Annotated in this window: 17 protein-coding genes; 9 read left to right on the top strand and 8 right to left on the bottom strand. The window is 61.5% G+C overall.

Translation table 11 applies throughout. The features are described 5' to 3' along the window. Positions 1-7: 7 nt before the first annotated feature. The 4 genes from NKI95_RS16600 to NKI95_RS16585 form a co-directional block, all read right to left on the bottom strand. On the bottom strand, positions 8-1,141 hold the full coding sequence (locus NKI95_RS16600; protein ID WP_352718088.1) for an ABC transporter permease: 1,134 nt from the start codon (positions 1,139-1,141) through the stop codon (positions 8-10). A gap of 1 nt (position 1,142) precedes the next feature. After that, a complete protein-coding gene (locus NKI95_RS16595) occupies positions 1,143-2,150 on the bottom strand; it encodes an ABC transporter permease (protein ID WP_352661884.1) in 1,008 nt (335 codons plus the stop codon). Between the two features lie 105 nt (positions 2,151-2,255). After that, entirely contained in the window at positions 2,256-4,340 is a 2,085-nt protein-coding gene (locus tag NKI95_RS16590; RefSeq protein WP_352718087.1) for an ABC transporter substrate-binding protein, read from the bottom strand. A 122-nt stretch (positions 4,341-4,462) separates the two neighbouring features. Further along, entirely contained in the window at positions 4,463-5,929 is a 1,467-nt protein-coding gene (locus tag NKI95_RS16585; protein WP_352718085.1) for an alpha-glucosidase/alpha-galactosidase, read from the bottom strand. A gap of 277 nt (positions 5,930-6,206) precedes the next feature. Here NKI95_RS16585 and NKI95_RS16580 point away from each other — a divergent pair, with 277 nt between their 5' ends. The 6 genes from NKI95_RS16580 (at position 6,207) to NKI95_RS16555 (ending at position 11,342) form a co-directional block, all read left to right on the top strand. Continuing rightward, positions 6,207-7,004, top strand: coding sequence for an AraC family transcriptional regulator (locus tag NKI95_RS16580; protein ID WP_352718279.1), 798 nt, complete (start codon positions 6,207-6,209; stop codon positions 7,002-7,004). A 367-nt stretch (positions 7,005-7,371) separates the two neighbouring features. Next, a complete protein-coding gene (locus NKI95_RS16575; RefSeq protein ID WP_352718083.1) occupies positions 7,372-7,506 on the top strand; it encodes a hypothetical protein in 135 nt (44 codons plus the stop codon). Next, entirely contained in the window at positions 7,503-7,940 is a 438-nt protein-coding gene (locus NKI95_RS16570; protein ID WP_352472517.1) for a CBS domain-containing protein, read from the top strand. Before NKI95_RS16575 ends, NKI95_RS16570 begins: the two co-directional genes overlap by 4 nt. A gap of 114 nt (positions 7,941-8,054) precedes the next feature. Continuing rightward, on the top strand, positions 8,055-8,981 hold the full coding sequence (locus NKI95_RS16565) for an NADP-dependent oxidoreductase (RefSeq protein WP_352718081.1): 927 nt from the start codon (positions 8,055-8,057) through the stop codon (positions 8,979-8,981). Positions 8,982-9,342: 361 nt separating this feature from the next. Continuing rightward, the gene (locus NKI95_RS16560) at positions 9,343-11,034 is read left to right on the top strand and encodes an FAD-dependent oxidoreductase (RefSeq protein ID WP_352718080.1); all 1,692 of its coding nucleotides are present in this window, start codon (positions 9,343-9,345) and stop codon (positions 11,032-11,034) included. Continuing rightward, positions 11,031-11,342, top strand: coding sequence for a UBP-type zinc finger domain-containing protein (locus tag NKI95_RS16555; RefSeq protein ID WP_036238601.1), 312 nt, complete (start codon positions 11,031-11,033; stop codon positions 11,340-11,342). Before NKI95_RS16560 ends, NKI95_RS16555 begins: the two co-directional genes overlap by 4 nt. A 224-nt stretch (positions 11,343-11,566) precedes the next feature. Here NKI95_RS16555 and NKI95_RS16550 read toward each other — a convergent pair whose 3' ends face one another. The 3 genes from NKI95_RS16550 to NKI95_RS16540 form a co-directional block, all read right to left on the bottom strand. Further along, complete coding sequence (locus NKI95_RS16550) at positions 11,567-12,400, bottom strand: GNAT family N-acetyltransferase (RefSeq protein ID WP_352718078.1); 834 nt, start codon at positions 12,398-12,400, stop codon at positions 11,567-11,569. Positions 12,401-12,732: 332 nt separating this feature from the next. Beyond that, a complete protein-coding gene (locus NKI95_RS16545; RefSeq protein ID WP_352718077.1) occupies positions 12,733-13,728 on the bottom strand; it encodes a sterol desaturase family protein in 996 nt (331 codons plus the stop codon). A 237-nt stretch (positions 13,729-13,965) separates the two neighbouring features. Continuing rightward, positions 13,966-15,894, bottom strand: a complete 1,929-nt coding sequence (locus NKI95_RS16540) for a heparinase II/III family protein (RefSeq protein WP_352718075.1) — start codon at positions 15,892-15,894, stop codon at positions 13,966-13,968. Between the two features lie 116 nt (positions 15,895-16,010). Between NKI95_RS16540 and NKI95_RS16535 the strand changes: the two genes are divergently transcribed. Beyond that, positions 16,011-17,252: a glycoside hydrolase family 5 protein gene (locus tag NKI95_RS16535; RefSeq protein WP_352718073.1), complete on the top strand. Its 1,242-nt coding sequence runs from the start codon at positions 16,011-16,013 to the stop codon at positions 17,250-17,252. 168 nt (positions 17,253-17,420) lie between these two features. Next, positions 17,421-19,346: an asparagine synthase (glutamine-hydrolyzing) gene (gene asnB, locus NKI95_RS16530; RefSeq protein WP_352718071.1), complete on the top strand. Its 1,926-nt coding sequence runs from the start codon at positions 17,421-17,423 to the stop codon at positions 19,344-19,346. Here the strand turns inward: asnB and NKI95_RS16525 are convergent. Further along, positions 19,320-20,438 carry a glycosyltransferase family 4 protein gene (locus tag NKI95_RS16525; RefSeq protein ID WP_352718069.1) on the bottom strand — a complete coding sequence of 373 codons (1,119 nt, stop codon included), beginning with the start codon at positions 20,436-20,438 and terminating at the stop codon, positions 19,320-19,322. The two genes, asnB and NKI95_RS16525, sit on opposite strands and share 27 nt — an antisense overlap. Positions 20,439-20,607: 169 nt before the next feature. On the opposite strand from NKI95_RS16525, the gene NKI95_RS16520 reads away from it, so the two are divergent. After that, positions 20,608-22,047 (top strand): lipopolysaccharide biosynthesis protein, encoded by a 1,440-nt coding sequence (locus NKI95_RS16520; RefSeq protein ID WP_352718068.1) that lies wholly within the window; start codon positions 20,608-20,610, stop codon positions 22,045-22,047. Positions 22,048-22,076: the final 29 nt, after the last annotated feature.

The raw sequence follows: 22,076 nt of genomic DNA, 5'->3' as shown, positions 1-22,076 counted from the left end.
TGTCACGTCAATACGGATCGACCGCATCGCGCAGTCCATCGCCAAGCGCGTTGAACGCGAAGACGGTGACAAGCACGAAGCCGACCGGCGAGAGGATCCAGGGATAAGTGCCGATGACCGAATAGGTCGCGGTGTCTTGCAGCATCAGGCCCCAGGAGATCAGCGGCGGCTTCACCGCGAAGCCGAGAAAACCAAGGAAGGATTCGAGCAGGACCACGCTGGGGATTGCCAACGTGACCGCAACGATGACGTGGCTCATCACGTTTGGAAAAATATGTTGCATGATGATGCGGCCGTCCGTGGCGCCGACCGCCATCGCCGCACGAACGTAGTCGATCCGCGCCAGTGCCAGGGTCTTGCCGCGCACCTCGCGCGACATCTGCGCCCAGCCGAGTGCCGACATGACAACGATCACGAAGGCCAGAAAGACATTCGTCGGCGCCGTCACCGGAACGAGTGACGTCAGCGCCAGATAAAGCGGCAATTGCGGAAATGCGAGCACCAGTTCGACGAAGCGCTGGACCCAGACATCGAATGTGCCGCCGAAATAGCCCGACACCATGCCGACCGTCGTGCCGATCACGGTGACGATGAAGACCACGGTCAATGCGATCATCAACGAGATGCGCGAACCATAGATCGCACGAGCCAGCACATCGCGGCCGAATTTGTCGGTGCCAAGGAAATGCACCGGCTGGCCGTCGGTCGAGCCGAAGAAGTGCCGGTTCGCGGGAAGCAGGCCGAGCAGTCTGTACTCCGCTCCCTTGACGAAGAAGCCGAGCAGCCGCGGATGGTCGTAGTCCGGCCCGACGACGGGTTGGAAGGTAACCGGGTCGAGGTCTTCCGAATCCGCCAGGGCATAGACGCGTGGCTGGAAGACGAAGTTGCCGTCTCTGTCATGGAAGCTCATCATCTGCGGCGGGGCAAAGCCGACATCGGTCACCTTGGGATCCATCGGTGCGAAGAAGTCGGCAAACACCGCCAGCAGCACCAGAAACGCAACCAGGATGAGCCCGGCCATGCCGGTCCAGGACCGTTTCAGGCGGCGCCAGACGAGCGCGATGTAGCTCTCATTGCCGCGCGGCTTGACCTTGGCCGGTTGCTCGGCAAGTGGCGGCAGCGAGGGCTCGAAAGCAAGCATCTCAGGACCCTGCATATTGGCGCACACGCGGGTCGAGCATAACGAGCAGCATGTCGGCGATGATGTTGCCGACGATCAGCGTCGCCGACAGCACCATCATGAAGGTCGCCGTGACATAGACGTCGCCGACCGCCATCGAACCAACGATCGCCGGGCCAACGGTCGGCAGGGCAAAGATGATCGCAGTCTCGATCTCGCCGGTCAGCATATAAGGCAGCACCACGCCCTGATACATGACCAGCGGATGCAGCGCATTGGGCACCGCATGGCGCATGACGACCGCACCGCCGCTGAGGCCCTTGGCGCGAGCGGTTTCGACATATTGCGCGTTCAGCGTGTCGAGCAGATTGCCGCGCATCACCCGCATGTTGTAGGCGAGCCCGCCGAAGGTGGCGATGGCGACAACCGGCCAGACATGTCGGACGAGATCGACGAACTTCGCCCAAGACCACGGCGCCCCGCCAAATTGCGGCGAAAAGAAGCTGCCGATCTCGGAGACGTTGAACTGGAAGACCAGCAGATAGACGATGATCAGCGCCATCAGGAAGCGCGGTACCGTCATGCCGAGAAAGGAAATCGCTGATAGCGTACTGTCGATCCAGCTGTACTGCCGGGTCGCCGCCCAGATGCCAAAGCCGATTCCCAGCACCGAAGCCAACAAGTGGCAGACAAGCGCAAGCAGCAGCGTGCGCGGCAGCCGCTCGCCCACCACGTCGGCGACAGGCTTGTTGTAATACAGGCTGTGGCCGAAATCGCCGCGGGTGACGATGCCGGCGATCCAGTTCAGGTATTGGAGCGGAACCGGCTTATCGAGGCCATGCTCCACGCTGTAAGCCTTCGCCTGGGCATCGGCCTCGGCAAAGGAGGCTCCACCCTGGTTGATGAGCTGCAAGCGGATATAGTCGGCATAGTTACCCGGCGGTGCCTGGATGATCGCGAAGGTAACCACGCTCAAAATGGCGAGAACCGGTATTGCGGATGCTATGCGCATAAGCAGAAATCGCAGCATCGACCGTTTTTCTCCTCGCTCAGGTTCTCAGTTATCCCTCACCGCTGGCTTTGTCCCGGCCGCGCCAGCAGCGCGGCCGGGAATTTTCAAGTCAGGGGAGGAAACTCAGTTCGTCGGACCCTTGTCGCCGGGCTTTCCGGGAAGCTGCTCGGGAAACAGTTCATATTTCTGCTGCTTGTCGGCGGCCACCCAGACCCGCTCGCGGACGATCGAGTCCTCGGCCCAGTTGAACATGAAGATCGGCGTTCCCTGCGGGATATTGGAGAAACGTTTGTTGATGATCAGCGCGCCGGGATATTCGGTGAGCCCGACGGTATAGACGTGTTCCGTCGAGACCTTCTGGAACTGCTTCATCAGACTGGCGCGCTGGTCATTGTCCTGCGCCGAGACGAACTTGTTGACGATGTCGACAAGGTCCTTCTCGAACGGCATCAGATCAACCTGGCCGTTTTCCGGAGCGCGGTGGTTCCAGCTGGTGCGTGGACCGACCGGCGCCAGTTGCTCGGTGTTCTGCACTACCGAGGTGAGCTCCGTTTCGTTGCGCCTTACCAGCCAGTCGAAGCGACCGGAGTAATTAGCCTGATCGCGCTGGGTACCGTTCAACCCGTTCAGGACAACGCGAAGACCTAGCTTCTCCATCTGGCCGACGATGCCCTCCGCGAGGCTCTTGTCGGTGGTGTAATCGTTGTTGACGAGCATCACGATCTCGACATTCTTGCCGCCGGCGGTGCCGGCAGGAAAATTGACGAACCCGTCGCCGTCGGTGTCCTTCAGGCCTGCCTTGGCGAGTTCCGCCTTGGCGCCTTCGAGATCGAAGGGGTAGTAGACCGTCGACTTCCGGTCGTAGAAGCTCGTACCCGAGGAGAAGCCGCCCGGATAGATGGCAGTGAACGGACCCTTGACCAGCGAGTCGCCGAGCGCCTTGCGGTCGAGCGCCATGGTGACGCCCTTGCGGAAATCCTCGTTGCGGTTCAGCTCGCGTACCGCCTGTCCGCGCTCGTCGGGGTTGCCCCAGCCATTGGCTGAGAAATTCATGCGCAGATTATAGCCGATCAGCCGCGGGCCGAAGGCAAGCCGTGCCGGCGCGTCCTTTTGCGCCGCTCGCTTCAGCGAGGCGACGAAGTTCTCCGGCTGCTCCAGATTGGAGAAGTCGCCCGCCCCCGACACCGCCTGAACGTCGCGGTCGGCCCAGGTCGACAGCTTGTAATGCAGCTCGTTGAGATACGGCAGCTGGTTGCCCTTCTCGTCGACCTTCCAATAGTACGGATTGCGGCGCATGACGATGATGTCGTCGGGGCGGTATGCCACCGGCACCCAGGCACCCATCACCGGCATGTTCATATATTCCGGCGGGAAGGCGTTCTTGAACTGCTCGTAGGTGTTCTTCGAATATTTCGGATGCTGCGGCTTGAGGATATGCGACGGGCCCGGACAGAAGGTGCCGTAAGCCATGGCGTAGAGATATTGCTTCGGAAAGGCGTCCTTGAAGGTCCACTCGACGGTATAGTCGTCGATTTTCTTCAACGTCGTGCCGACGCCGAAGGTCTCCTGCGTCGCGCCGTTCAGCGGCGACACATTAGGGTCGATCACCTCGTCGTCCCAGTAGAACATCACATCGTCGGCGTTGAACGGAACGCCGTCCGACCATTTCGCGCCCGCGACCAGATGCATCGTCAGCGTGTGGCCGTCCTTCGACCAGTCCCAACTCCTGGCGAGGTTAGGCAGCGGCTCCGTGTCCTTGGCCTCGACCTGGAAAAGCGGTGCGGTGCGCGTCAGGCATTCGGAAAGGCCGATGTCGATGCCGCCCCAGCCCTGCGTCTGGCCGGCGCCATAGTTCCAGCCCTCCGGCCGGCCGCCGATGACATGGCGCATGGTGTCACCGTAGACACCGACGCCGTCCGGCATATTGCCGGTCTTGAAGACCAGCGGCTCCTTAGGCAGCCGGTCCTTGACCGGCGGCAGCTTGCCTGCCTTGACGTATTTGTCGGTGACCCAATCGGGTTCGTGGTATTCTGGAAGTGCCTTGAACTCCAGGATCGAGTCGCGCGCGACGTGTTTGATCTTTCCCTCGGCGGGAAATTGCGCGGGCACCGGCGGCACCGTCGGCTCGGATGCATATGCGCTCAGCGCCGAGGCCGAGACGCTAAGCGCCAGCCCGGCGAGAATGCCAATGTTTCGAAAGTTCCTCATCGTCTCTCCTCCCTGTTGTTCAGGAGCGCGTTGACGCCGCTCCATTTCTCCTCGAACGATATGCAGACGGTGCGGCGCCGAAAATCCCTCCGAAACTTTACCGCAGTCCGTCCTGATGAAATTCAGACGGCCTGCTTGAGAGCCGATTTTTCCGCACGCAATTCCTCGATCGAACGGACGTCGCGTCGCGCCGCACCGGCCCATTCGCGGGTCTTGACCCTGGATTTCGAAAGCCGCTCCTTCGCGGCCGGCACCGCATCGGCATATTGCGGGAGCCAGCGGGACTGGGCGACGACCATCTCGTCCACCATTTGCCAAACCTCTTCCGGCGTCGAAACCGCGCCGACCAGCGGGTCGTGCAGGACCGCGAGCTTCAGCAGGTCGATATCGCCGGAGATTGCCGCATGAACCGACATGCGCTGGACGTTGATCGAGGAAATGCAAGTGGCAGCGCAGGCCTCCGGCAGCGTGATGCCTGCCGCCATGTTGATACCGAAGCGGTCGACGAAGCCGGGCGACTCGACAATCGCGTCCTGCGGCAGGGTGGTGATGATGCCGTTGTTCTTGACGTTGAAGTGGCCGCGATAAACGCGGTTCGTCTCCAGCGCTTCGAGAATGTGGCTGGCATGCTCGTTGGAGCGTTTGGCGGGGTCTATCGGCCTGGCGGCGGATTCGAGAAATTGTGGGAATTCGGTTTCGAACCAGTTGCGCGTTTCGGTCGAATAACGAAGGTAGCCGCCGGTCTCGCCGTGGATCCAGTCGGACATGTCGATCCAGCGGGTGATTTCGTCCGGCCGCTTGCGATACCATGGCAGGTATTCGGAAAGATGGCCGTTGCTTTCGGTCGAATAGACGCCGAAGCGCTTCAGGACGTCGATGCGCAGCTTTTCCTGCTGCGAATAGACCGGATGCGCCTCGAAGGCGGCAACCAGCTCGTCCTTGCCGATCTTGCGGCCGTTGAGACGCAGGTCGATGAACCAGGTCTGGTGATTGATGCCGGAGCAGATGTAGTCGAGCTCGGTGCGCGACTTGGCGCCGAGCACTTCGGCGATCTGGTCGGCGCCATGCTGGACGCCGTGGCAGAGGCCGACAGTATCGACCTTGCCATATTCGATCGCCGCCCAGGTGTTCATGGCCATTGGGTTGGCGTAGTTCAGGAATTTCGCCCCAGGCTCGGCGACTTCGAGGATGTCCTTGCAGAAATCGAGGATTACCGGAATGTTGCGCTGGCCGTAGAGGATGCCGCCGGCGCAGATCGTGTCGCCGACGCATTGGTCGATGCCATACTTCAGCGGAATGCGGATGTCGTCGGCATAGGCTTCGAGACCGCCGACGCGAACGCAGCTGATGACGTAGCGGGCACCCTCGAGGGCAGCACGGCGGTCGGTCGTTGCCGTAACCTTGGTCGGCAGCCTGTTGAATTCGACGACCCTGTCGAGGATCGACTTGATCATCTGAAGGTTGCGCTCGCTGAGATCGGTCAGCGCGAATTCGACATCCCTGAATTCAGGAACGCACAAAATGTCGGTAAAGAGCTTCTTGGTGAAGCCGACGCTTCCGGCACCGATGATAGCGATCTTGAAACTCATCAGTCTCACCTCGACCTGATCGAATGCTAGGGCAAAGGCGGCGAAAAGAGGCCCGGCCCGCCTGCCGTGGCATGCAGGCTGGAATCCGGCACTTCCTCCCGTCCGCTCTTTGACCGCGGTTTCTTTTGCTTTTCTCGAGGGATTATGCGCCTAATTCAGCACGCGACCAGAGAAGGATTATGCTTTTAGGGGTAATTTTGTGCTGCGGAACTTGATCGACGCCGGGCCGGCGGGCAGGACGGTATCGCTGCCGCGCGGCCGCCAGCGCCTGCACACCATGCCGACAAGCACCGGCTATGAAGTTCGCGAGAACGAGGTCTACGACTGGGATGGGCGCAGGCGCGGCCAGACGCCGTTTACCGTGCTCCAGCACACGATCAGCGGCACCGGCCGATTGCGCTACGAGAACCGGAACTACCGCCTGCAAAAGGGCGATACGTTGCTGGTTCTCGTGCCGCACAACCACCGTTACTGGCTGGCCAGGGGCGAACGCTGGGAATTCTTCTGGATATCGATGAACGGCGAGGAGGCACTGCGCATCCACAAGTCGATCCTTGCCGCCGTCGGTCCCGTGCTACGGCTGAAGCCCTCGACGATCGATCATCTGGCCGATTGCAGCGTGCGCCTGATCACGGGCGCGGTCTCGCCCGGAGCCGCGTCGGCCGTCGCCTATGAAGCAGCCATGGCGCTCTACGACGATGTCTTCGGCTCGCATGCCGTCACCGACGACAAGAGCGCCATGCAGCCGGTCATCGATCACATCAAGGCCAACCTCGACAGGCCGCTCCGCGTTGCCGATCTCGCCGAGATCAGCGGCCTGAGCCGTGCGCATTTCTCGCGCTGCTTCGCCGAGAGCGAGGGACTTCCACCCGCCGAATTCGTACTGCAGCAGCGACTGCAGCGCGCGGCGAAGTTGCTGACGAAGGCCGATTTCCTGCCGGTCAAGGAGGTCGCCATCATGTGCGGCTTCGAGGATGCCAATTATTTTTCGAAGGTCTTCCGCCGCCTCTACGGCGTCAACCCGACGCAATTCCGCACCAACGGAATGTATGCCAGCCTGGGAACCGCCCGATAGGTTGGCATCGCTTGGCATCGGATGTGGGAACGCTTTTGCTTCCCCTTGGTTTAGGACAGGAGAGCCTGCTCGCCGCTGCCGCAACCCGCTCTTGGCGGAGATCAGGCCACAGATGTCACGGGAGTGATCGATGAACAATCCCGATCCGAACAACCCGAATCCACTGCCGGACAATCCCAATCCGGAGCCGGCCCGGCCGCCTGCCCCGCCGGAGACTCCGCCGGCAGAACCTCCAGGCGTACCCCCGCCCTCGCCGGATCCAATTCCAACGCCGGACCAGGAGCCAATCGGAATTCCTCCTGGCACGCCTTCCGAAATTCCTTCGGAACCGACCTTTCCCGGGCCGACCGCCTGAAGGGCGGTCGGTATGGAGGATGGCAAGGGTGATTTTGGCGAAGCGCTCGAAACGGGTCTTGCCATGGAACGTTTTGCGCTGGCGCTCATTCACCCTTCCATCATGGAAACCGGCGGCGGGCCCTGCAACCAATGGAGGTTAAAATGAAAGTCGGCAACTGCATGACAAAGGACGTCGAGATCGCCAGTCCGCAGCAAACCCTGCGCGATGCGGCAGAAATGATGGGTCGCCTCGATGCCGGCGCAATGCCGGTGGGCGAGAACGACCGGCTTGTCGGCATGGTAACCGATCGCGACATCGCAATCCGCGGCGTCGCCCAAGGCAAGACACCTGACGCCAAGGTACGGGAAGTGATGAGCACCGAGGTCAGGTATTGCTTCGAAGACGAAGACGCGGAGGATGTTCTGCGCAACATGGCTGACCTGAAAGTGCGCCGGTTGCCGGTGCTAAACCGCGACAAGCGCCTGGTCGGCATCGTTTCGCTGGGCGACCTCGCCACCAACAGCGAGACGGCGACAGCAGGTGAAGCGCTAAGCGGCATCTCGCAACCCGGCGGCGAGCATTCGCAAACGATACACTGACCCCGCACGACCGGCCGGCCTTTGCTACGACCGAACCGCCGGGTGGATAGACGCCGGCCTGCCGGCGAAACTGTTCAGAGGCGAACTGGACTGCAACCCGATGAGGAGCAAGCCATGATTACTATGAAGGCCGTCCGTATCCACGATTTTGGTGGACCGGAGGTTCTTTCGCTGGATGCGGTTCCGTTGCCTCAGCCGCATGACGACGAGGTCACGCTCAAGGTCTACGCGGCAAGCGTCAATCCCGTCGACTACAAGGTTCGCGAGGGCTCTTCGGGCGCGGATCTGCCCGTCACGCTCGGCCGCGACGTATCCGGTGTGGTGGAACTGTGCGGCACGCGGGCCCATACGCTGAAGAAGGGCGATCCGCTATATGCCATGCTCGGCAACGACCGCGGCGGCAACGCCGAATATGTCGTCGTCAAGGCAACGGAGGCGGCGGCGAAGCCGCAACGCTTAAGCCACGCCGAAGCCGCCGCCGTGCCACTTGCGGGCCTTACCGCGTGGCAAGGCCTTTTCGATCACGGCGGTCTCAAATCCGGGCAGCGGGTCCTCATCCATGGTGGCGCCGGCGGCGTCGGTCATCTGGCGGTGCAGTTTGCAAAGGCTGCGGGCGCCTTCGTCGCGACGACCGTTTCCGCGCAGGATTTCAATTTCGTCCGCGCGCTTGGCGCCGACCAGGCGGTCGATTACAAGAACCAGCGCTTCGAGGAGGTTGTCGAGGACGTCGACCTCGTCTTCGACCTGGTAGCGGGTGAAACACAGGACCGCTCGTGGGACGTGCTCAAGCCCGGCGGGACGCTCGTCTCAACGCTTTCCGAACCGTCGGCGGAAAAGGCCCGCCAGCATCGGGCTCGCGGCGTTTCCTATTTGACCAAGCCGAACGCGGCACAGCTTGCCGAGATCAGCCGCCTCATCGACGCCGGGAAGGTCAGGCCATTCGTGCAGGCAATCTATCCTCTTGAGGAAGTCGCCAGAGCCGAGGAACAGCTCGAGAAGCAGCACACGCGCGGCAAGATTGTGCTTCAGGTAGCTGCCTGAGCACTCGCCGAACAACAGGCCGCAGGCCCGTTTGCGGAGTGCACGGACACAGGCCGTCTTCTGCTGTCCAGAAGCCCGGCGGCCGAGAGTTTGACACAGGACGGCGCGCCGGGCCTGGCCGGCTTAGACAGGTGCCGGCTGAAGCAGCATGCGCCGGGTTTGCCGGGATGCGCAAATCAAACAAATCAAGGAGATGCAACGGATTGTGAGGCACGTCGCGACGACACCGTCGCACGGGCCGCCGTCAGTTAACTGCGAAGCGAAGGGCACAGCGTTTACCGACAGGCGGGCTAGGTTCCTACCGGCCGCAAGCCGCAAAAAACCGCTTCAAACTGTCGGACACCGGCGATAGGTTCGAACCATGTCTCAATCCGCCAATCCGACCTCCATTGCCCGTCGCGATCAGATGTTTCCAGCGCTGACTGAGGCGGACCTGGACCGCATGGGCCGTTTCGGCGAAGCCGTGTCCTATGCCACAGGCGAACAGATCGTCAAAGCCGGTGAGCTGGCGCCCGGTCTGATCGTGGTCCTGTCCGGCAAGGTGGATATCATCCAGGGCGGCAGCTTCGGCCGGCGCGAAACAATCGTCACGCACGGTGCAGGCAATTTCGTCGGCGAGTTGGCGCAGCTTTCAGCCCGACCCTCACTGGTGGATGTGGAGGCGGTCGAGCCGGTCGACGCGCTCGTCATCCCCTCGCAAAGGCTGCGGGACCTGATGGTGCAGGAAGCAAACCTCGGCGAGCGCATCATGCGGGCGCTGATCCTGCGTCGTGTCGGCCTGCTCGAGAGCGGCACAGCCGGACCGATCATTGTCGGACCGGTCGACAGCGGCGACGTGTTGCGGCTGCAAGGTTTTCTGGCCCGCAGCGGTCAGCCGCATCGGGTTCTCGATTCGGCTACCGATTCTTGCGCCAAGACGCTGATCGAACGCTTCCATGTCGATATCCACCATTTGCCGATCGTGCTCTGTCCGAACGGCAAGCTGCTGCTCAATCCCGGAGAGAACGAGCTTGCCCGCTGCATCGGCCTGGTGAGGCCGATCGACGCCGGCAAGCTGTACGACGTGGCCATTGTCGGCGCCGGACCGGCCGGCCTCGCGGCGGCCGTCTACGCGGCTTCCGAAGGGTTGTCGACGATCGTGCTCGATTGCCGTGCCTTTGGTGGACAGGCGGGCGCCTCCTCGCGCATCGAGAACTATCTCGGTTTCCCGACCGGCATTTCGGGGATGGCGCTGATGGCGCGCGCCTACAATCAGGCGCAGAAATTCGGCGTCGAGATGGTGATACCGGACGAGGCGAAGCGGCTGGGCAGTGCAAGCGACACGTCCGGCGCCCACTACACGCTCGCTGTCGGCAGCGGGGAGACCGTGCGGGCACGGTCGGTGGTGATCGCCAGCGGAGCGCGCTATCGCCGCCTCGACATGGCAAACCTGGCGCAATTCGAGGGAACCTCCGTGCATTACTGGGCTTCGCCAATCGAAGCGCGGCTTTGTGCCGGGCAAGAGGTAGCCCTGGTCGGCGCCGGCAATTCGGCTGGCCAGGCTGCCGTCTATCTGGCGGCGCATGTGAACAAGGTATGGCTGCTGGCGCGCGGCAGCAGCCTCGATGCGAGCATGTCGCGTTATCTGGTGGAGCGCGTCAGGGCACAGCCGAACATCGAAGTGCTGGCTGAGACGCAGATCACGGCGCTGGAAGGCGACGACGGCAATCTTAGCAAAGTGCGCTGGCGCAACCGCGACACCGAGACAGCACGTCCGATCCGCCACCTCTTCCTGTTCATCGGCGCCGACCCGAACACCGACTGGCTGGCGCAATGCGGCGTGGCGTTGGACGCGAAGGGCTTCGTTCGCACCGGGCCTGACATTGGCCAGGAACGTGGTGCACTGGAGACGAACCGCGGCGGCGTGTTCGCCATCGGCGACGTGCGCTCCGGCTCGATCAAGCGCGTCGCCGCTGCCGTCGGCGAAGGCGCCCAGGTGGTTGCAGCGCTGCACGCATATCTCGCGCACGATGGCAGTCTCGCCGTGGCGCCACAACTGGTCAGGAGCGTATGATGGCAGACGAATGCAGGCATGCCGGGGATATTCGCGACGTGACGCCGAGCGCGCTCGGTTGCGAGGAATGCCTGAAGAGCGGTTCGCAGTGGGTGCATCTGCGGCTCTGCCGCACATGCGGCCATGTCGGCTGCTGCGACGACTCGCCCAACCGTCATGCCACCAAGCATTTTCGGGCAACCGGCCATCCTGTCATCGAAGGCTACGATCCGCCGGAAGGTTGGGGATGGTGCTACATCGACGAAATCTTCCTCGATCTCGGCGACCGCACCACGCCGCAAAACGGACCCATACCGCGCTTCATTTGAGCTTTTTGCGAGCGGGCCGCTACAGCAATTCCAGGAAAAGTGTGAACGGTTTTCGTCCGGAATTGCGTCAAAACAAAAAAGATGGAGCGGTTCGGCGTTTCCGTGAAACGATGAACCGTTCTGATGCATGTCGCGCAAAAGTGTGCAGCGGTTTAGCGATAACGACATGGATAAAAACAAGAATCTAAAGCGCGTCGCATGAGGCCGATCGAACGCGACGCGCTTTAGTCCAAGGCTGTTTCGGCTTGAGCGGGCGCATCGCGTCCCTCTGGTGGTGCCGATGAACGCTCGCGCATATGCCTGACGGTCTGAAGGACACGATCGGCAAGAGATGCAAGCGCACCCTGTGCCGTGCGCGTTCCGATGACGGATTCCAGCGTAACCGCCTGCGTTGAGAATTTGTGTTTGAACGACTCTGCGCCACAGAGGAAATCGACAATGCTCAAGCCGTGATCGATCGACCACTGTACGTAATCCATCAACAGGATCACACCCGGCGACGCCCGGCCGAAATCCGGATCGAACGTCGTCACGAAGGCCATCATCACATCGTGCTGGACGAAGTTGATCGACACCGCGACCATCACGCCATTGCATTCGAGGACGAAGATATGCAGCACGCCGGCGCGCGCCAGCGCATCGACGAGCGCGGCGAGTACTGGCACGCCCTCTTCGAAGAGGTCTGACTCACGCATGCGCTCGGTCAGCCATTTCCGTTTCAAGGCCGCGAGGCGTTCCAGTACCGGTTGCAGCGGCTCGTCGGGCGCAAGCAGGCGAAATCTCACCTCTCCGGCTTCTTCCAGCGCTTTGATGCCGCGCCGATAGTTCTGGCGCGTCTTTTTCGACTGGTCCGCAAACCATGCCGCTCCGCTTTCCCATTGTCCGGCAACGCGATAGCTGACTTCCGTTCGGTGAAAGTGACGAAGCCTGATGCCGCCGGAAGCTCCCGGCGTGAAAATTTTGCGGGCCGCCGCATCCGGCGAGAGACGACTGATCAAGGCAAGATCGAAGCCACCTGCATCGCAGAGTTGGGTCCATAGCTCCTGCAGCGCCGACAACGAGCATTCCGGAGCAACGAGAATATCCCCATAGTCGGTATAGCTGCCGGCCGCCCATTCGAGAAACCGCAGCCCCCTGCGCCTGCCGATCGCCAGCGGAACGACGCCGACGAGTTTCTCGCCCTTCCAGACCAGGCCGATCCGCAATGCGCGCTGGTCACGGCGTTGTACGGTACTCCACCATGCCGAAATCCAGGCATGGCTTTGAAAGATCAGCCCGTCGGTGCGATGCCAAAGCTCCATCCAAGCGGCTTCGACCGCAGCCAGGCGATCCGCCGAACGGACGATTTCCAGGCGCTCCGCGCCTAGGACGTCGATGGAAACGGCGGTGTTCATGAAGGAGAACTGTCCTGTGGCTGCGCGACCACATTGGGCCGTCTGTGAAACAGTCGCATGACATGCCTTGCCATCTTCTTGAGCGGCAGGATGTAGAGCCCAAAGAGCGACTGGTAATCGCGCACATCGCGATCGACCAGGCCAAATTTCAGGTCTTCATCCGGCTCCGGGACAAATTGCGTTCCGAACAGACGATCCCAGAACGAAAAAAGCAGGCCGAAATTCTTATCGTAGTGACGCGGGTCGATGCTGTGATGCACCTGGTGCCAGTGCGGACACAGGATGATGTTGTTCAACGGGCCGAACGATATCTTGAGATGCGTATGGCGAACAAAGTCCATCATCAGGATGTTGCGGATGACGTAGACGTTGATGCCGAAGATAGCGACCTCTACCGGATCGAGTGCGATCAGGCTCCAGATACCGAAGCAGATGCCCGGGATGACGCCATCCCACATACGGTTCATCAGATCGTCCAGCGGATGAACCCGGTCCTTGGTGATCCCCACCATCACCTCGGCCGAATGATGCACCTTGTGCAATTCCCACAGGAACGGGAAGCGGTGCTGGGCGACGTGGTACAGGTAGTATGAAATGTCATAGGCGACCAGCATGGTTGCGGTGAAGATGACGATCGTCACCGGTCCCGCCGGGCCGGCGAGAAGCAGCGCGTGGATGTTAAAGAGCCAGCCGATTGCCTCGCGTGTGCCATAGCCCACCGCGACGACGAAGGTGACGCCGGCAGGAATGAGCAGGAAAGGCATCATCGCCCGTTTCGTAATCCAGAACAGGGCGTCGGCTCGCGCCGACGGGTGCAGGATGACTTCCGGCGGGAAGGCGAAGTCGAAAAAGTCCCTGAGGGATTTATGTTCGACAGTTCGCCAGTAGGCGATCACCGCGCTGCCCAGTGCGGTGAGGAGAAGCAGGCCGAGCGTGGTCAGATTGACGTTCGAAAGCTTTTCCACAATCGCTCTGGCAAATTCGGAAAACATCGTTGCAGCGGCTCCTGGTCGTAAGAAGGCAGTCTGGGGTCGTAAGAAGGCGATCTGGCGAATAGCAAAGCACAAAATTCCCGCCAAACTCGCTACGCCGCCTGCAACCAGTGGCTGTTGCGGGCACGGCGGGCAAAGCAGGCTGGATGGTGCGAGACTAGCAGATCAACGGTAACGAAACCGCTAAATGTCCAAACGTAATTAATGTCGAATACGGCTGGAACTCGCCCGGCAACTCTACGTTGGCGCCGGTTTTTTCCGTTGCGGCGGGTGAATTGGGGCAAGATGGATATCGATCCCGGTTTCGCCCACTTCGCCGTGCCAAGCGAGCCGTTCGGCTTGCTGCCTGGTGCCAAAACGCAGTGAAACCCAACCGCCTCGGCCCGGCATGTCACCGCCGGCGCCGATATCGAGCGCAGCATCAGGAAAGCGGATGGCCAACAGCGCCTCGTCGCCGCGCAACACCGTGACCGTATTTTCGTGCCGGTCGGCATGGAGACCGGCCGCCAGCTGGAAGACGATCTCGGACTGGCGCCTGCCGCCGAGCAGTTGGTCGGTGATGAGGATGCCATCGGCCTGGCGCGCCAAAGTGCGCTGATGCACGACGCCGAAGCGGCTTCTATAGCCGTCATGCCGGGCGCTCAGCCTCCAGTGCGTTCCCGGCTCGCTCTCCACCAGCGCTGCGACTGCCTTGTGCGACCAGTTGAAATTTCCAGCGATGGTGCTTTGGCTTTTACCCTCGATGTTCAGCGTGTTGTGCGCCGGTGTGGAGCGGAACCAGTCGCGCCATGCGCCTCCCGAACCGTAGAGCCAGGTGCCGGGATCGACCAGCACCGGCTCACCGTCGATGCACAGGGTAAGCGACAGCGCGTCGGCATGGCCGTGCGCCGCTATCGAGAGATAGCCAAGCGGTCCATGATCGAACGTCAGTTCGACATTGCGGCCATTCATTGCTCCGCGCCAGACTGAGAGCCCGCCTTGCGCGAATGTCTGCAAGCCATGCACCGCGGGCGCCGGGCCCGACGGCGCACCAAAGAAAAGCGAACGAAAATCGTCAGGCTCCGGCGTGTTGCCGGGCGTCCCCAGTAAGCCGTGGATGGCGGCCGCGACGGATCGGATATAGTTCGGCTCGTCGCCCAGCTTCAGCACATGGCCCTCATCGTCGTCGCCGAAGCGGGCGGCTTTCTGTGGCAGCCAGCCGACGAAATTGGCGAAGGCGCCCAGACGCGCTTCGACAGCCGAGGGAAACGGCGTTCCCGCCTGGCGTGCCGCGGCGGCGCACAGCAAGATGAGTTCGGCGCTGAAGGCTGCATAGGTCGGCGTTTGCTCGGCACCGGCGCCGTCGGCAAGAATCTGCTTGTGCGTCTCATTCAGGAGGGCGCTGCGGGCAATTTCGGTTTCGGCTCCGAGCGCCAGGCCGACCAGATATTCGCCAGCCAATTCCGCGACGAGATGGTTGTTGGCGGAGGAATATCGCGATGGAAACCGCGGCAGCCAATAGGCGCTTGCCGCGAGTATTTCACCGGCTTTCCGCAGTGTCGCCGGGTCAAGCCGGTCGCGGACGAGGTCCAGGGTGACGATCAGGCTGATGGCTCGCAGCGCTACTTCGATGCCGGAAGCCCAGCCAATGCCTCGGAACGGCGGATTGGCGGAATACCAACTGCCGATCGCCAACTCAATGGCACTCCGGGACCGATTATCCTCGCTGAGGAGCAGGTGTGCAGCCAGTGGCGGCAATTGCTGCAGCCGGTTGATCTCCCAGACATATTTTATATCGCCAAGGTCGCCGCCATGGCGAAAATCGATGTCGAAAGTATGAGCCTCGGGGCCAGGCCAAAGCCTGCCGGTCACCGGATCAAGACGCCAAAGCTCAGCAGGAAACAAAAGATCGGGCTCGCGCTTTGGCCATGTCCGCCCGAGTGCCGAAAAACGGCCCTGAAGCATCTCTTGCGCGGCCGCCGCTAGGGCTTGCCGTTGAGCGTCGGTCGCTGCCAGCGCAGCATGACGAAATCCGGGCAGCACCGGGTGCAACTGCGGCGATGGATAGCGCTCCCACCCATCATCGCGGCGGCGCGACGCGATCCTTCGACGTTGCTCCACCAGCCGGTGCAACACCTCGGCCGGTCCCATGCTGCGCAATCGGTTGATGTACCAGCCGATTCTCATGCAGGCTCCGTCCGGGTTTCGGTCCTTGTATACCATGCCGTCGAAAAGCTGCGGGCCGGCAATCTTCTTTCCCGTTCGTTGCGGTTAATATCTCCCGCGAGCATGCGGAGGGAGCGATGGGAAAAGCGGTGTATGTTGTTGCCTGGGTGCTCGCCTTGCTTGTGGCGGCCGACGCAGCGCCCATCCCTCTCAAGCGCGGCGTTGGCGTGCATCAGTGGCTCAACTGGTCGCCGGTGGAGAAAGACGGAACCTACGTTTGGCCGCCCTATCGCAGCGAAAAGGAGTGGCTTGCGGAAAGCAGGCCGCTCACCGACTGGCCGTCCGGGGAGGTGTTTGCCCACATCCGATCGATGGGCTTCGACTTCGTCCGGCTGAGCGTCGATCCCGGCCCGCTGCTTGCCAGCGAGGGCGCCAGGCGGCAGCAGGCGCTGGACATACTTGCCGCCGCCGTCGAGCGGATCACGTCGACCGGCCTCAAGGTGGTTTTCGACCTGCATGGCGTCACTCAGGTTCCCGACTACAGCATGGAGATGATCTATGGCGGCGCCGACAGCGAGGGCGTTGCCCGCTATCGTCAAATGGTTGTGGCGGTCGCCGCCATGCTGGTCAAGATAGGCACCGACAGAGTCGCCCTCGAACCTTACAACGAACCCGCATACTACCCATGCGATGCGAGCGGCAGCGATGACTGGCAGCGGATCATGGCAGGGACCGTCCACGACATTCGAGCGGTCAGCAGCGAACTTACCATCGTTGCAACCGGCGCCTGCGGCGGCAGCATTGCCGGATTGGTCAACCTCAGCCCCGGCTTTGATGACCCAAACCTCTATTACAGCTTCCATATGTATGAGCCGCACAGCTTCACCCACCAGCGGCCCGATGACACAATCAGCTTTGCTTCGGGACTTCCCTGGCCGGCCGACAGCAGTACACCCGAAGTGGTGACCGAAACCCTTAGAGCGCGGATGGAAGCTGCCGGCTTGAGCAGGGTCGAGCAGATGATGAACATGGCCACCGCGCGCCAAGCAATCGCGAAATATTTCGAGCAGAACTGGGGCCAGAGCCAACTGGAGGCGAGCTTTCGCCAGGCTGTCGACTGGGCTGAAGGCCATGGCATTCCCAGCCGGCGGCTCTTCATGGGCGAATTCGGCGCTATCCTCATGTCAGCGGACGGCCGCATGGGCGCCTTTGAGGCCGACCGTTCGCGCTATCTCAAGGCAGTGCGCCGAGAGGCCGAACGCTTTGCGATCCCATGGTCTGTCTGGGAGTTCTCCAATCCCTATGGGATGAGCCTCATCCGGCCCGATGGCCCCCCGGTACCCGACCCGGAGATGCTGCAGGCATTGGGCCTGCCATAGGTGCCGTCACTCCCCCTCACCAGCGAACAACCGGTGGCAACCCCTGACCGCCAGGCTTGATCGAGGAACGGCCCGTAGCAGCTTTTCTCCCGGTTGGGTTGTATTGGCACGAAGTGTTTAACACATTTGTTGTACTGAAGTGAGGAATGCGCGCGCCTAGGGGGGACAATGTGTGGAATTGCCGGATGGATCGGTCGAAGGGCCGAAAATCCACAAGAGCGGGCCGCCAGAATGTCAAATGCATTGCGGCATCGCGGTCCCGATGCCGAAGGCACCGAGATATTGGACCTGAATACCGGCGAGGAACAATTGGCATTGGTCCATCGCCGCCTGGCGATCATTGACTTGGCGCCCGAGTCGAATCAGCCGATGCAGATTGAGGACGGCCGTCTCAAAATAATTTTCAACGGTGAGATATATAACTACATCGAGCTGCGCCAGGAACTGATCGGCCTTGGTCATCATTTTCGAACGCGCTCCGACACCGAGGTGCTGCTCCGAGCCTACGATCAGTGGCATTTGTCCATGTTCGACCGGCTGAGCGGCATGTTCGCCTTTGCCCTCTGGGATGCTCAGAGGCAGGAATTGATCCTCGGCCGGGATCCCTTCGGGGAAAAGCCGCTTTACCTCATGCAAAGCGAAAAATTGCTGCTGTTTGCCTCGGAGATCAACGCATTATTGTCGTCGCGGCAAGATGCGCAGCAACTCGATCTGGATGCCGTGCACGAGTATCTGAACTGGCGTTATGTGCCGGGACCACGCACGCTTTTTAAACAGATCCGCAAGCTCAATCCCGGCAGCTATGCTGTCTGGTCGCAAGGGGTAGTCAAGGAAACGCGCTACTATACGCCTCCGGACCAGGCGGCCCTGACCGAGCGGATTGACGGAAAAACCGCCAAGCGGCGATTTCTGGAACTGCTCGACCATTCCGTCGAGATCAGGATGCGCAGCGATGCACCTTTTGGGGTCTTTCTCTCCGGAGGACTCGACTCCTCGGCTATCGTCGCGCTGATGGCCAGGCACAGCGCCACGCCCATTCGCACGTTTTCTGTCGGGTTCGACGACGCAGCCTATAGCGAACTTGCATTCGCCCGGCGCGTTGCCGATCATTTCAAGACCGAACATTGCGAACTTGTCATCCAGCCAGGCGATCTGATGGATCACCTGCCAGCGATGGTTCGCCAACGCGGGGCACCTGTTTCGCAAAGCAGCGATATTCCAATTTACCTGATGTCGGAGCGAGCCTCCCAGGACGTCAAGATGGTGCTCACCGGAGAAGGAGCCGACGAGATTCTCGGCGGCTACCCCAAGCATCGCGCGGAATCACTGGCCGGTATCTACCGGTCGCTTGTCCCAGCCTCGCTGCACGATAACGTCCTTACCCCTTTGGTACGCGCCATGCCGGGCGCGTCGGCCAAGGTCGATACGTTTGCCCGCACCGCGGGCGAAAGGGACTTTGCCGCCCGGATGGTCTCCTGGTTTGGAGCCGTTTCGGCGCGGCAGCGCGCTTGCCTGATCGGTGCGTCCGCAAATCGCCGTTATGAGCGCAACGACTTTCCGTTCTCGTCAAGCGCTGCGGCCTCCCATCTTCGCCGCGTGCTGTTTTTCGATCAGACATCGTGGCTGCCCGACAATCTCCTGGAACGAGGCGACCACATGATGATGGCCGGTTCAATCGAAGGAAGAATGCCGTTCCTCGATCGCGACCTGGTTTCGTTCGTCAGCAAATTGCCCGATCGCTACAGGTTGGGTTGGTTGCACAGCAAGCAGATCCTGCGCGACAGCATGGCCAATATCCTTCCGGAGGAAATTCTCAGCCGCCGCAAGGTCGGGTTCAAGGTACCGGTCGCCGAATGGTTTCGCGGATCGATGAGGAACTACGTGCATGACCATCTTTGCTCGCCTCACTCCGTTATTCGCAGCTATCTGAGTCGGAAACAGCTTGATCAAATCGTCTCGGAACACACCACGCGTGCTGCAGACCACGAAAAGCTGATATGGGCGCTGTTGAATTTGGAGATATTCCACCGCGAATTCAGGCTCGAAGCGCCGCCGCGATCGTCGGCCTCAGCGCTTGACCGGTTGACGGCTTGACGCGGCCGACCGCCAGACATCGCAGATTGCGCCGACAAATGGGGCGAGCTCAAGCCGTTCCCGATGCACGGCCATGGCACCGGCACCAAGCCTTGCCCTTAGTGCCGGGTTCTCCACGAGGCGGCTCAACGCGTCGGTCAACGCTGTAATATCGCCTGGCGGCACCAGCAGCCCGCATTGCCCGTCGGTGATTATGTCTTCGACCGCGCCAACCGGGGTCGCCACCACCGCCAAACCGGCTGCCATGCCTTCGATAACCGACATCGGCAGATTTTCGGCGAACGAGGGAAGAACCAGAATATCGGCCGAAGAGATCAGCGATGCGACATCGTCAGGTCCCACCCAACCCGGAAAGGCGATCCGGTCTGCAATCCCCAGCGCGGCTGACTTTGTCCGTGCCGCCTCGACTTCGCCATCGCCGGCAATCGTCGCGCGCCAATTCTTGACAGGGGTCATGCGGTGCAGCGCCTCCAGCAATTGCGGTACGCCCTTGCGGTCGCCGATGCGACCGAGGAACAGGATATGCACATGGTCGCCGCCGCCGACATGCGCCAGCAACGGGACTTCGGTCGCATTGGGCACGATCACGATATTGCCGGCAGCGCCCGGCGCCCGGTCGGCGACGAAATCGCGCCAAAGCCTGCCCAAAACGATCACCCGATCGGCATGCTCGAACAGAGCTTTGATACGGCGGCTTATGAAACCACGGTCGGCTTTCCAGAATGTCTGATACTGCGCCCCGTGCAAATGCAGGACATAGGGTATCGACAGCAGCCGTGCGCAGGCGGCGATCACCATCTTGCGGTAGGTGCTACCGGAAACTGAGATGTTGATATGAATGACATCGGCGCGTCCAGCCAGACGCGCTTTAAGCATCCGTAAGCAAAAGCCGAGCATATAGAAGACCGAAAGTCCGACATGGCCCGGGCCACGGCTGGCAAGGAAGCACACATCGATGTCGGCGATTTCTTGCCGTTCGAACTCCTGCTTCAGCGCCCCCATGATGCGGTCGATGCCGCCCTGCCCCGAAACGCCCGACGGCGTCGCGACCAGGACATGTATTTTTCGATCTGATATGAGGCGCTGCAACATGATGGTACTCTAAATAACACAGACCGGGTAACTGCAAAGCAAACGTTCCCGATAAGGTTTACGGCAAATCTTTTAGTTCAAACTGAATCTGTTCACCCTTCGCCGTCATCGCGCTGGATTTTCCGCCAGTCGGCGGCTAGTCGAAGGTGAGTTTTCCAGGGACACGCCCTTGCTGCTCCGTTCCACGCTCATTTATGCTCCGGCGATCCTGCTGACGCGAATTTCGGCGCTGCTCCTGCTGGTCGTCGTGACGCGTTTGATCGACCAGACCGAGTATGGCCTGCTCACCCTGGTGGTGACCGTCGGTGAAATGACCGACATTGCCGTCACCAACTGGCTGCGCATCGCCTTGCTCAGGCTGGGCGGCAAGGGCGAGGTCAGCCGCGGCAGCCTGATGCTGGCAGGGCAGGTGCTGCTTGCGACCACGACCCTGGCGCTGGTCATATCGGTAGGCGCGTCGGCGCTGGTCGTGCCGGAACGCTGGGTCGAGTTCGCGATCGCGGTCTGCGGCTATCTGGTCGCCGGATCCATCAGCCGCTTCGCGTTGACGGTGCTGCAGATGCAGCAGCGCCATTCGGTCTATTCGATGCTAGAAGCCCTGCGTGCCCTGCTGCAACTCGCGTTGCCGATCGGCGCCATCCTTGTCTTCCAGGATAGCTTTCTGACGGTCTCGCTGGGCTCGAGCCTCGGCGCCTTGATTGCCGGCATCGTGGCGGGCATCATGGCATCCCGGCGCGTCGTTACCGGTCCGCCGCGCTTCACCCACAGGGACTTCTTTGCGCTCGGTGTGCCGCTGATCATCATGGCGCTGGTAGGCTTCGGGCTCAACAGTGCCGAGCGTCTGTTCCTCAAGATCTATTACGATGCCGGCGCTGTGGCGATCTTCGCCGCAGCCTATGCGCTGGCCCGCCAGCCGATCGACATGGTCGCCAACGCCATCAACATGGGCGCCTTTCCCGAGGTGGTCAGCCGGTTCGACGAGGATGGGCCCGCGGCGTCGGGCCGGCTGCTGTCGCAACTGATGGCGCTGATGATGCGGCTTTGCCTGCCGATTGCAGCGATGCTGGTCGCGCTCAGCAGCGATATCACCGAGCTCATGCTGCCCTCGCAATATCACGGCCGCTTCGGCCTGCTGTTTCCGATCATTGCCTTTAGCGTGCTGTGTGCCAACCTCACCAGCTTCGTTTATGGCGTCGTGGTGCACGCGCACAAGCGGCCGTGGCTGCTGATCATCGCCAATCTCTTCGGCTCGGTGGCAACAATCACATTGTCCCTGCTGTTGATCCCCCCGATGGCCGAGATCGGCGCCGCTTTGGCGCTAGCGGGCGGCTCGGTGGTGGGCTCCATAACCTGCATTATCATCAGCGAGCGGCTCACGCCGGTGCCGGTGCCGTGGCGCGACATCGGTGTTTCGGTGATCATCTCGCTCAGCACGGGGGTGGCCGCCAAGCTTGCCAGCATGGTGGCCGGCGACGTGCCTGCGATCTTCTCGCTTGTCGCTGGCGGCACCGCCGGCGCTACGGTTTTCTTCGGGCTGACCTCGTTGTTCCACCCTGTGGAAGCGACGCAATTCATCGCCCAGCTGCGGGCTCGGCTGCGGATCGCATAAAGCAAAGTCCAGAGCCAACGCGTCTATTT

The organism is Mesorhizobium sp. M0306, from assembly GCF_040321655.1.
Classification (GTDB): Bacteria; Pseudomonadota; Alphaproteobacteria; order Rhizobiales; family Rhizobiaceae; genus Mesorhizobium.
This window is presented reverse-complemented; position numbering and strand designations above follow the sequence as displayed.